Annotated in this window: 9 protein-coding genes; all 9 read right to left on the reverse strand. The window is 46.4% G+C overall.

What is annotated here, in order from left to right; all coding sequences use genetic code 11:
- Window positions 1–99: 99 nt before the first annotated feature.
- A complete protein-coding gene (locus SZ63_RS00005) occupies window positions 100–459 on the reverse strand; it encodes an IS5/IS1182 family transposase (protein WP_048179178.1) in 360 nt (119 codons plus the stop codon).
- Between the two features lie 91 nt (window positions 460–550).
- Window positions 551–1093 carry a hypothetical protein gene (locus SZ63_RS00010; RefSeq protein WP_048179184.1) on the reverse strand — a complete coding sequence of 181 codons (543 nt, stop codon included), beginning with the start codon at window positions 1091–1093 and terminating at the stop codon, window positions 551–553.
- A gap of 1 nt (window position 1094) precedes the next feature.
- Window positions 1095–2597 carry an alkaline phosphatase family protein gene (locus tag SZ63_RS00015; RefSeq protein ID WP_048179188.1) on the reverse strand — a complete coding sequence of 501 codons (1503 nt, stop codon included), beginning with the start codon at window positions 2595–2597 and terminating at the stop codon, window positions 1095–1097.
- 52 nt (window positions 2598–2649) lie between these two features.
- Window positions 2650–3906 (reverse strand): class I SAM-dependent methyltransferase, encoded by a 1257-nt coding sequence (locus SZ63_RS00020; protein WP_206539401.1) that lies wholly within the window; start codon window positions 3904–3906, stop codon window positions 2650–2652.
- Between the two features lie 536 nt (window positions 3907–4442).
- A complete protein-coding gene (locus SZ63_RS00030; protein ID WP_156168311.1) occupies window positions 4443–6890 on the reverse strand; it encodes a hypothetical protein in 2448 nt (815 codons plus the stop codon).
- A 12-nt stretch (window positions 6891–6902) separates the two neighbouring features.
- On the reverse strand, window positions 6903–7571 hold the full coding sequence (locus SZ63_RS00035; RefSeq protein ID WP_048179204.1) for a class I SAM-dependent methyltransferase: 669 nt from the start codon (window positions 7569–7571) through the stop codon (window positions 6903–6905).
- On the reverse strand, window positions 7571–9322 hold the full coding sequence (locus tag SZ63_RS00040) for a flippase-like domain-containing protein (RefSeq protein WP_048179207.1): 1752 nt from the start codon (window positions 9320–9322) through the stop codon (window positions 7571–7573). Before SZ63_RS00040 ends, SZ63_RS00035 begins: the two co-directional genes overlap by 1 nt.
- 11 nt (window positions 9323–9333) lie before the next feature.
- Window positions 9334–10392: an NAD-dependent epimerase/dehydratase family protein gene (locus tag SZ63_RS00045; RefSeq protein WP_048179210.1), complete on the reverse strand. Its 1059-nt coding sequence runs from the start codon at window positions 10390–10392 to the stop codon at window positions 9334–9336.
- Window positions 10389–11498 carry an NAD-dependent epimerase/dehydratase family protein gene (locus SZ63_RS00050; RefSeq protein ID WP_048179213.1) on the reverse strand — a complete coding sequence of 370 codons (1110 nt, stop codon included), beginning with the start codon at window positions 11496–11498 and terminating at the stop codon, window positions 10389–10391. The genes SZ63_RS00045 and SZ63_RS00050 overlap by 4 nt, the downstream gene beginning before the upstream one ends.
- Window positions 11499–11716 lie beyond the last annotated feature (218 nt).

Raw genomic sequence — 11716 nt, forward strand, 5'->3', positions numbered from 1 at the left:
CAGAAGATCTGAGACGTTACCTGATTTTTACTGCGGATGATAGGGTGCAGACAAGGGGGAGACCATTTCGATCGACCAGAGCGCTCAGCTTGTTCCCGTTTACCTTTTTATAGCCATCATAGCCGGTCGATCCCCCTTTTTTGCCGGGATATCCTTCGTATCGGTAGAACAGTGCGAGAGATCGATTTTCTTGATCTCGTACCCGGATCGGAGCAGGTCGAGGAAGATCGCCTGATACACCCCTTTCTCACAGAGTTCGAGGTGGTACCGGTGAACCGTCGATTTCGTACCGTATTTCGTCGGGACATCGAGCCAGGAACATCCGGTGGTCAGAACGTACAGGATACCGTTGAACAGCCTGCGGGGGTCACATCGGGGTCGGCCGATATGCGGCTTTGTTGGGGGGAGGTATTTCTGGACAATCTCCCAGAGATCATCGTCAATTTCCCGGAATACCATGATTCCCGATTTTATCTGGGGAGTCTTATAATTTTAGGATCACCTCATCTGGAGGGTTAGAAGATGACCGCCGCTGATATTGATTTCCATGTCATCTTTTTTCCATTTCAATGTATCTCCCTTTTTTTATGATGTAGGTATTAGTGAGAGTGTAGGATATGCTATCAGCATCATTCCGGGAGATTATGATCCCGATTTGGTACATTTCATCTTGTATACGTTCAAGGGGAATGTTTGAATGGAATCCAGATTTATCTAGATCTAATTGCAGGCTCGCAAAATGCTGAGTAATGTCAGGCCTCATTTCCATACTGGTATCAAATACATACTCTTTGGTATCTGCTTTTAACAAAATATATGTGCTATAATTATAGGCGTCAACCCCCTCAATAAAGGCCCACCCATTTATTGCTATGATGCCCTTCCACTCAATTTGGCGTATCTGAATGGGGTCAATATAATATCTAATGTTGCCGGTTTCTTCTGGAATGTTGATATTATGTACCTCTGCCTCTCCATCGACAGTGAGCAGATGGCTGAAGATATAATTAGCTGACGCTAAATAGGCTAAGAAAACAAGCACTACAAAAATATGTATCAAATATCTTCGATAACGCTGATCCTGTAAATCCACTTCAATCACCTGACTGTTGTACTGTCTTGTTAATGTAGTGCTCAATAACTAACGGTAACACTTCGATAGGTGGTATGTTATCATCCAAACCCTGATAGTCATAGTGCGACAGTAAAAATGCGTTTAGAACCTTATATGGTTCATCTTCTGGCATGTACTCCGATACTCCGTCATGATGTCTTAACCCGTGATCTGATTGGATAATTATTATCGGCGGGTCATCTTCTGGGTACTGTTTGAGTAACGAATCTATTATGACTTCTATGTTCCGTGTTGTAAAAATCAGTTGCTCTAGGTAAATGTTCTTATCTCGATAATTTGAGATATCGTTCCAGTCTATTTTATTCCCTTCGTTGTCAAAAATAAATGGCTCATGCGGAAGCAATATGTGCGCATACACAAATTTTGGTGACGGGACCTCAGATAACTCAGTTAATTTTTTTAAATCGTAAAGTCTTGAAATCCTTAATTTATCTATTCTATCAACTATTTGAGGTTCGAATATGTAGGAAAATGGTCTAATCGTAGTCATATCAACTAATATCCAATGAAATCCATCGATAAAGAGTTCATTATCTGAACAGTCTTGATAATCGAACCTATAATCCGAGAGTATATTAATATCTGGGCTAATAGTATGCATTCCAATTGCAACTGTTGTGTAGCCTTCTTTCGAAAGAGATTTCATCGCCTGATTATCATTTATCAATGAGATCAATTCCAGACGATCATTAACATGATGTAAATTAGTAATAGGTTTCATATTCAATATACTTGGGACAACGACGATTGTACTTGTATAATGTGTCCTGCTGTTTTCGGCTACGAAAAACCCTTTTGACTCCAAGAAATCCTTAAACTCACTGTTGTCATATCCCCATACCGTTTCGAGAGTTTCAAAACTAGAATATTCGTCCAGTACAATGTAGTAAATGTCGGGGTAATCTGCTACTGAACCTGTCGTCCCGGGAGTTGATCCGGTAGAGTTACTGCTCTGGTGTATACTCATCTGACTTTTCTGCAGTTCCGCGGGGATAATGGGCACAATGTTCACGACCAACAAAAACGCAACCGCTACGCATGACACCTTGAAGACGTTCTTGAGGAGCTCTGGCTTCTTTGCTATTGCAATGAAATAGCCAATGTATCCGGCGATAAAGAGAGTGATCGGGAGAAAATGTCTGTGTCGTAGATCAAGAGCACTGACGGCTGTCACCCAATCGAACATGTGTCCGTATGCAAAGAAGAATACAACGAATACAGCGGAGATTACTCCTCCCTTTTTGGTATCTTTTGTGATCAGGCTAAATATTGCCCAGAGTATAAGGCTGCCCGCCCAGGCGATGCTCAACGGAAGAACGAGTTGCGAACAGGATACGATCTGAACGTTCTGCGAATAGAGATAGACAATGGGGTAACTGGCGACCAGAACGGGGAGTATCCATCCAATGGGGATCCCCCTCAATAATTGTCCGAAGGCTTGAAATCTCTCTTTTATCGTCATCGAATGTGCCTCATAAAGGGAGTAAGGAATTGTGCATCTCTGAGTCCCTGGATTATTTGATCTTCATGAGATAGAGGACCCGCGACGAGTCCTCGATAGGCTCTTTCCTGATGATAGTGAACAGTTCCCCAAACCTCTCCTCGAACACGTCCTGTGAGTAATCGCCAAACACATCCTCGCGGTTCGCGAGCAGCTTCCTGACCTGCGAATCCTCCTTCGGCACGAACTCGATCACGAGATGGTCCGTGATCTCCGCGAAGAACCCGACAATTCTCTCGAACGGGACGTTGTTGGAGATGGCGAGGTGGTGGATCAGGGCAAGCGCGAAGACCATGTCCACGGGCCCGCGTCCGATCAACGAATCCCGTTCTGCATTCTGCCAGCCGATCCCCGGGCTTGGGTTCGTGAGATCGAGCATGAGGGGGAGAAGATTCTGCTCGTTGTTTTTCCGGATCTCGAGTGTGTTTAACTCCACGCAGGCCGGGTCGATGTCGAACGCAATGGTGGGGATGCCCCGCTCGCTTGCAAGGCGGGAGAAGACCCCGACGTTTGCTCCGAGGTCCCAGACCGACCGGGGTTGGGCAAGATCCAGGAACTCGCCGACAAGTTTCTTCTTGTGCTCCAACCCGGCCGCCGAGTAATTTGTCTCGGTGTAGTAGTCGGCCCATTCGGTCCCGGCCGGCCTCCAGGAAAGACCCTTGACGGCGTTGGAGAGACTGTCGAGCAGACCCAGCAGGGCGTTCCTGGCCAATTTCGGGCGCTCGATGGTCTCGTGGGTATCCGCGTGCTTTGCCTGGCTCTTTGCGTGCATGTGGATGTGCATGGCGATGCCCGGCTTGAGCCGGGTCCGCCCCGGCAGGAGAGAACTCGCGAGATCCAGGGGGACGCCGTCGATGTAGACCCTCAGCAACTGGCCGAGTCGGATATCCCGGTGGGCCATGAGCGCCAGCGGCGCAAGGAAGTGCTGGCAGAACTGCCGGTATGCTACCCAGGGGTCTCCTTCCCGGTAACGCTCGAATGAGAGGGTATCGATGAAGAGCGCTCTCCCCTTGTGGAACTGGATGTTGTAGGCGCTGGCGTCCTTGAGGGTCATCCCGTGCTCCAGCGCGATCCGCTCGACATCCAGGGTGACCAGTGCAGCCTCTTTGAGCTGGCCAAACGACCACTCGTAGGGATACGAGACGAAGGGTATCTCTTCGGGCTGGATGACGATGTACGCGTTTTCGGGCTGTTCTGGGGAGATATCGACCTCTTTGTGGGGGATCAGGCCCTGCCTGGAGACGAGTCTCTCATACAGGCCGGACTGCATGAGGCAGTCATAGTCCTCTCGACAGGAGTCGTTGATCTGCCGGTACAGTACGCCCTCGCGTCGAAAGAGGAAGCCATCGGGATCTCTGAAGGAACTGGGAAGAACCCCGGATTTAGTCTTCATGGTTAGCGGGGCTGGGTCTGAATCGGTCTTTGAGTTTCTGCCAGTACATCTTTAGTGTAAATGCTGCGCCCAACCCGACTGCGACCAGTAGCTGCCAGATCATACTCCCGACACCGGGGTCCAGGTACGCGGAAACCGATTGGGGAATGACGATCAGCGCAATGAGAATCAATAAAATGTGCCGTAACTGCAACATGCTCACCTGATGATTAATTAGTTAAATTGTTGATGTTCCATGGTATTTACCGCTTGCGAATCGGCTGTTCTTCCTCAAAAAGAGGTCTGCGGTTGCAGTTCCCCTTATGTGTAGGGGAGTGGTACCCCTGGTGACTTTCCGTCCACTTGGCACGCGGCTCTGGGAATCCTCCTGGGTGTCTGTAAAAATTTCAGATACATAATATGAGTAGATGAAGTTACCATGCAATTTTTGGGTCTCCCCACCACGCCCAATCATAAGCGGCATTTCCGTTTGGTCGAGTTATGAACAGTACGCTGACATTCCCAGCAGGATACTCTTCTAACGGTATCGCAAAGTGGTGCCATCCTCGATCCTCTGTGACATGTACCGGGTCAAGTCTATAGAAAAAAACTTCCTGCGTGGTGTTGGCTATGGGGTCATGGAGATGTATCTCGAAGGTTACCCCGTCACTCTCCGGCTTATCCCAAACGCCCTCATCGATCCCTATGCTGAACTCGAGGCAGGATCCTTCGCGTATATCTATGTTCTCGTAGATTATGGTCGTCCCGGTGGGGCCCTGGGGATGTTCGAATATCGCCGGCATCGATTCTGAACCAAGTCTTATGTTCACATGCTTTCTATTATAAGAAGCCTCTAATGCTTTCCCTCCGCTTGCGGATTTCATATCTGGAGTGAGTCCATAAAAACTGACTGATTTAGAGTTTGGATCCATAAAGTCGCCCTGATCGGATTGTATAGGTAACCCGACAAAGTGAACCTGAATTGTATCTTCGTAGTATTCGGGATGATCGGTTCTGATTGTAATAGTATGAATGTCGTTTATCAGATGGCCCTGGAAAATCCATGCTAGAGTATCTGCGTCGCCCACATACTGGGATAGGAAGAGTCCATTGACTGCATTATCTGGAATAAACCGGTACCACTGTGATGTTGTTCCGTCCTTTAAGTGGAACTGAACATAAACCGGTTCTGGCTTATATACTGTTTTCATAAGACTCCCAAAAAGAGTATATTGGACGTCGATATGCCCAAATACTTTGCCATTATATTCTGGGATGTCAATGGGTTCTCCCATCTTGACCGTTTTTAAATCTATGTCCTCTGCATCGTCCACGGGTCTCGGTGAGCGGTTCAGTAAGATAAACCCGTTAGATTGGTCTACGTATGAGTAATTGTTGAGTATTGTTCGGAATGTTTTTGGTTCCTCAAAGAGGGGATATCTTCCATCGATTGAACTATAGAAGTAGAGGATATTCTCTGGCGATCCTTCATCATCAACAAAATGCTGACTATTAATCGCGTCGAGGTATGGGGTGTATGCAGTGTATGATTGGAACACCGGCCTTGGGGACCAGTTGAGATCATATGCCCAGCACAATGCGACATCCCATGGAAAAATATCGACAGATTGGTTATTGATTCGATCGACCAATATGGTTTCTAAGGGATAAACATCCCTAATGCTTTCTTTTCGAGATGCCACCAGATTGTCAAAAAGCGTTTCATCGCTCATTAAACGGAGCGATAGTTCAGTTGACGGCGCATTTGAAATAACATTCGCTTGGGGTGCCCAGGGGGCAATAATACAAATGGAGGCCACGAAGCTCCCGATCATTGCCAGACAAAGAATTACACCAAAAGTCATGAATGGTTTTATTTTCGACGCTTTCAGCTCTCTCGTAAGTAAAACTAAAATAAATCCTAAAATCAATGCATAAACCGCAAGAAATATGAGAACATGGTGGTCATGGCGCACAAATCCGGATTTGAATACTGAAAATAATATGAACCCTATCATGATGAAAAATATTATGAGATCTGTTCTTTTGTGAACAAAGAAGTATATGCCTACCATTATTATGAATAGGATGGATATGCATCCAGCGATCACGTTCCACAAAGAACCTGCTGTTGCCATCGCCTCCGAATATCCTCTTGTAAGTTCAAAACCTCCTATCAGATAAGGCAATATATTTTCAGGATGTTGCTGCATTGTGAGCCAGATGGCAAAAAATGAAAGTATAAAGGAAACTGTGAGGATTGCTCCTTGTTTTATGTTGCGCTTTGCAATAAAATCTATGCTGCAAAATGCTACAATAAGGTACAGCGAGTTCCATAACATATCAAACTTGATAAGCGAGTGTACGGCCAGACCGAACCCTATGGCGCTAAGATACAGTAAGTGAATTCTTGGTGTGCTTTTTTGAGCGAGGATCAAATAGAGGAACAAAGATAGCGATATTAGCATCTTCCATTGTGGTGCAGTAACCTGTAAGATGATGAGTAAAATTGGGATGAAGAAAACATAATGGTACCACCTTGCGCTAAATTCTCTTAGCAATAAATAGGATGAAAAAATCAATAAAAAATTTGCTAATACTGAGAAGATCATACTTACTTTCCATAGATTATACTCCAATATTAATGGATGCGCCAGAAATCCAAGTATACCATATGTAAAAACAATGTCTGTTCCAAATTGAAAATTATTTACATGTGCCCAGTTGTTGCCAATGAGCCATGACGGATCTAATCCGGAATTTGGTAAATACGAGGATAGTTGAAATGTCCAGACCCCTAACATCAAGTACAAAAAAAAATATTTATGCTCAATTAGCGCTGGCTTGATCTTAGAATATATCTCGACGACGCTTGTCTTCATTCGGACTTCACCCTAAATATCCTGTTTTTCTGCTCGTATAAACGCCTGTTTCCCTATCAACCTCCATAAACACGGAACGTTGAGATAAAACTTCAGCCCGAGCAGCGATTTCGGCAGTCTGGATTTGGTTGAATAGGGAAGAAAGCGCGGAATGCATTCCACTACTGAAAAGCCTGCAATTTCAAGTGCTTCCAACATACTCCGATCGTCAAGAGGAGTTATATGATCGAAAAACATCCAGTAGTCACCGGCACAATACCTGATATTAGGCTGCAAAACCAAGATCTCCCCCCCCGATTTCAGTATTCGGTGTACCTCTTGAAGTGTTTTAACGATATCCGGTTTTGTGATGTGTTCAAAAAAGTTATTCACAAATACCCTGTCGACGCTCTCGGAACCTATGAAATCTAATTGGGTAGATTGAGTTATGACGACCTCTACCGAATCATCAGCGTATGTACGGGTGTCTGGATTAACATCGATGGCAATCTTGCGGTTCGCTTGTATTGCATTGATGAATTCGCAGTAACCTGCACCTATCTCAAGGATTGTTGCATCGTGTGGAATATATTTCTGGAAAAAGTGTTTGCATAACACGTTGTACATCTCTATTCTGAATTGTACATCCTCTTCAAACCGCCTGCGGTAGATTGTCTTATTGATGTCGTGACAAGAGTTCATTATTCACCCTCAAATGTCGTTCTCTCTTGAACGTCCTGTTTTTCTTTGAAGAACCATCGCGATGCAAATCCGATATGCACCGTCGCAATCAATCCGAAGATGATGATGACCGCCCCCCGGGCGAAGTGATCGATGAGGGCGATAGAGAGGCCTATTGCATTTGGGACCGAGAAAAGTAAGAGAATACCTACGATCGATGCCTCATGGATCCCAAGACCTGCGGGTGTCACAGGCAGTGCCTGGGCTGTGAATGCCACTACACCTGCTATCGCAGCTGATGCGAAAGGCAGTTCGAAACCGACACTCTTTGCAGCAAAGAAAATGCTCACAATTTCAAGGAACCACACTGGAATTGAAAGAGCGAAGCAGAGCACCATTGCCTGCGGGTTTCTGGAGATGTTGTCCAACCCGTCTTTCAGCAGGGCGACCGATTGCCGAATCGAGGGAATTCGGTGTTCAAATAGTGCAACAATCTTCTGGTCGTATTTGTAGATGACGAGCAGGAGGCAAAGAAGTGTTGCGACAATCACAATAACTCCCGCTTCGATATACACAAAAGATTCATTGTAGAATAATCCTGAGGCAATCAGGAGGAACAGCGCGAGGGTTACCAGATCAAGGATCCGCTCGATAACGATAGTGGACAGCGTCATTCCTAGGGGCGCTTTGGCTGTCATTTTCAGGGCAACACCTCTGGCAACGTCACCTAGACGCGCTGGAACGATATAGTTGAGGAACCAGCTGAACATAAGGCATTTGAACAGGGTATCCCGGGGATAAACATACCCTGCACTTCGGAGGAGGACACTCCAGCGCCAGGTTCGCACAAAGAAGGATACAAGGATCGCACTGCAGCAGAGAAGGATCCAGGGCCCGGATGTATTGATCAGGAGATGGAATATCTCGGAAAATCCCGTCAGCGTAAAGAGGAATGCGAGGAGAAAGATACCGAGTATGACGGCGAGAAAGATTCCGATCCATGATCCCTTCACAAAGTAATGTAAAATGTCCTTTAGGGTTACCAGGTTCCCATAGAAGAATAACTTCAGGAACCGCTTGCCGTAAACCGTGCCGTTCCGGGACAATTTTAGCTTTGCTTCTCCGGCTGTCCGATCGGACCAGGACACCGGGACCTCGGAGCTCTGAAAGCCGAGAATATGTGCCTTGATCGGGGTTTCGACTGTGATGTCAAAACCACTGGATTCGAGGTTCTCGATACCGATTGCATCCAGCACTTCTTTCCGGTACGCCTTGAATGCATTTGTTATGTCACGGTAGGGTATTCCAAAGGAGAATCGAACCAGGTTGTTAAAGGCTCGATTGGCAATCATCTTTGCCTGAGGGTAACCCCTGAGTTCTCCCCCCTCAACGAAACGCGAACCGTAGGCGATGTCGTATCCCTCGTGAATGCGTTCAACGAGGCGTGGGATATCATGAGGGTCATCCGAGAGGTCCCCCATAAACGGGATTACGATATCGCCTCTTGCTGCTGCCATGCCCGCTTTAATTGCGTTGCCAAACCCGGGAGCGCTCGTCCGGTGAACAGGGCGAATATGTCTGTCTTTTTGTGCGAAAGCATCAATCAGCATGCCGGTAGTGTCGGTACTGTTGTCATCGACGACAACGATCTCATAATCGGCAATATTATGTGCACTACTCAGTACCGTAGACAGTGCATCAATTACCCCCGCTATGTTCCCCTCTTCATTCCTTGCAGGAACGACGCATGATACGAAGTATTGATCGCTCATTCAAAACCCACTTAAACGATATTGTGCAACAGTTCTCTGTTGGAACAGATCCATTCCTTCGTATCTCTCATCGTCTCTCTCACAGTTCTCTTCGGCATCCAGTTGAAGAATCTGGAGACTTTCGAGTTGTCTGTGACATACCAGATCAGGTCGTTCGGGCGCGTTTGTGGATCCGATCCGAGAGGGATGGTTTCACCAGTTATCTCCCTGCATAATCCGGTCATCTCCTGGAGTGAGACGCTGTTATCCAGACCGCCCCCAACGTTGAAGATCTCCCCGTTAAATTCTTCCAGATGCTTACTCTGGAGTAGGATCAGATCACAGAGATCATCGATGTGCAGTACATCCCGAACCTGTTTTCCCTTACCCTCATACCCGATATATGAGAGATCTTTCCCGAAAAGATGGCAGGCAACCCAGAGCATCACTACGCCCTGATCGACTTTCCCCATCTGCCAGGGCCCGGCAATCAGTCCGCATCGATTGATAATCGCCTTGATTCCGTATGAATCGATGTACTCCTGGATGAGATACTCTGAACACAATTTTGTTGCCCCGTATATTGAGCGGGGCCCCTGGAGGGGGAAGTCTTCGCTAATTCCGGAAGTGCTAACTCCATCAAAGTGCGTATTTTCCGCGATACGAAAACGGGTGTCCTCTTCGATATATGTGAGACTATTAATCCGCTGATAGGGGTACACTCTGCTGGTGGAGAGGAATATCATGGACGCATGACTCTTTCTGACTTCTTCAAGACAATTGATTGTGCCCATTAAATTAGTGTTCAGAACGTACGAAGGAGACGAGTTGATGCCGGCGAGAACGGAGGGCTCTGCTGAGCATTCAATCATCAGGTCGAAGGACGGAATAGCCTGAAAGTCCTCGGCATTCCTCACGTCCCCGTGGATAAACTCTATCCCGGCCTCTTTTAGTCGGGAAAGGTTCAATTCGGAGCCTCTCCGCTTTAGATTGTCAAAGCAAATAACCGTCGACGAGGGGGAGTTTTTTTTCAAGGCAATTGCGAGATTCGAACCGACGAACCCTGCCCCTCCGGTTATCAGAACTCTCATTTACGGAGCTCCCTGAAATAATCGGGATTCTGAAGTTTTATATCAAGATGAAGTAGGTCGATCCAATTCTGGAGGAGTTCATTAAATATATCGTCTAGATTCTTTTTGGGTCCACTCCATTCGGGGTAGTCGTTTTTGAATCGCGACATATTACTGATCCACCAGAGATGATCGCTCTCCCGTTCGGGAGCTTCTTCGAAATCGGCTTTAAGTCCGGACTTCGCCTCTATTGCCGCAATGGTTTCGTAAATAGACACAGAGTTCTCACGCATCCCGCCGAGGTTATAAGTTTTCCCGAATTTTCCGGTCTGCGATGGTTCTGGTCTGGTTACCCAATGATAGAGGACATCCGCGACATCGCTGGAATGTATATTGTCCCGGACCCGGTATCCCCCACCGTAGACGAACAACTTATTTTGGAGCAGGATCTGTTTCGTGAAAAATCCCAGGAATCCATGCATCTCAACTGCCTTCTGATGAGGTCCGATAAGGCATCCTCCGCGGAATGTTGCCGTAGTCATCCCGTAATTTATTGCGTATTCCTGGCAGTACAGATCTGCAGCAGCTTTTGACACCCCGAACGGCGTGTGGCCACAACCGTCAATTGGGAGATATTCATCGAATGAATCTAGTGCAGTGTTCTCGTATCGTTTATAGGCGTCATTTTCAATCTTAATGTAGTTATAGTAATTGGGATAGTCTCCGTAGACCTTGTTTGAAGACATATATGCAAAGGGGATTTCCTGATTGTATTTACGGGTTAATTCAAGGAGGTTCAAGGTGCCGAATGCATTTATCTGAAAGTCTTCCATCGGGATTTCCAGAGAGCGTGGATGTGAAGGTTGCGCTGCCAGATGCACAATGGCATCTGCATCCTTGATCAGGGGAATGACAACTTCGTTGTTCCTTATATCCGCTTCAACGAGTGTAAAGTTTTTTTCATCTCTCAGGTGGTCTAAATTACCGTGAGTGTCGGCATCTGTCCCAAATAGTTTTTCCCGGGCAAAGTTGTCGATCCCGATTACACTCCACCCTTCCTTGAGGAATTTTTCGACACAAGCACTACCAATCAATCCACTGGAGCCGGTAATTATCACATTTTTCATAGTACCCCTTCACCACGAATTACTGTATCGAAACATCTAACATATGTATAAAGTTATTAGAAATAATTGTGCTGTGACCATATATTTTTATGGAAAATGTGCTGCGTCGCATGTTTTGCTTTAAACCGATTCCCTCTATTAGCAACTGCTCTTGATATATTCACTACGACATTAGTGTGTGTTGTAAGCGCTTTTCCGTGCCGTGGTGAACAACTGGG

Origin of the sequence: Methanoculleus sediminis (assembly GCF_001017125.1) — an archaeon.
GTDB lineage: Archaea > Halobacteriota > Methanomicrobia > Methanomicrobiales > Methanoculleaceae > Methanoculleus > Methanoculleus sediminis.

What these genes read in the sequence shown, in the direction of transcription:
- SZ63_RS00005 (WP_048179178.1), bottom strand. Translation starts at nt 459, where the DNA reads ATGGTATTCCGGGAAATTGACGATGATCTCTGGGAGATTGTCCAGAAA.
- SZ63_RS00015 (WP_048179188.1), bottom strand. Translation starts at nt 2,597, where the DNA reads ATGACGATAAAAGAGAGATTTCAAGCCTTCGGACAATTATTGAGGGGG.
- SZ63_RS00020 (WP_206539401.1), bottom strand. Translation starts at nt 3,906, where the DNA reads ATGCAGTCCGGCCTGTATGAGAGACTCGTCTCCAGGCAGGGCCTGATC.
- SZ63_RS00030 (WP_156168311.1), bottom strand. Translation starts at nt 6,890, where the DNA reads ATGAAGACAAGCGTCGTCGAGATATATTCTAAGATCAAGCCAGCGCTA.
- SZ63_RS00035 (WP_048179204.1), bottom strand. Translation starts at nt 7,571, where the DNA reads ATGAACTCTTGTCACGACATCAATAAGACAATCTACCGCAGGCGGTTT.
- SZ63_RS00040 (WP_048179207.1), bottom strand. Translation starts at nt 9,322, where the DNA reads ATGAGCGATCAATACTTCGTATCATGCGTCGTTCCTGCAAGGAATGAA.
- SZ63_RS00045 (WP_048179210.1), bottom strand. Translation starts at nt 10,392, where the DNA reads ATGAGAGTTCTGATAACCGGAGGGGCAGGGTTCGTCGGTTCGAATCTC.
- SZ63_RS00050 (WP_048179213.1), bottom strand. Translation starts at nt 11,498, where the DNA reads ATGAAAAATGTGATAATTACCGGCTCCAGTGGATTGATTGGTAGTGCT.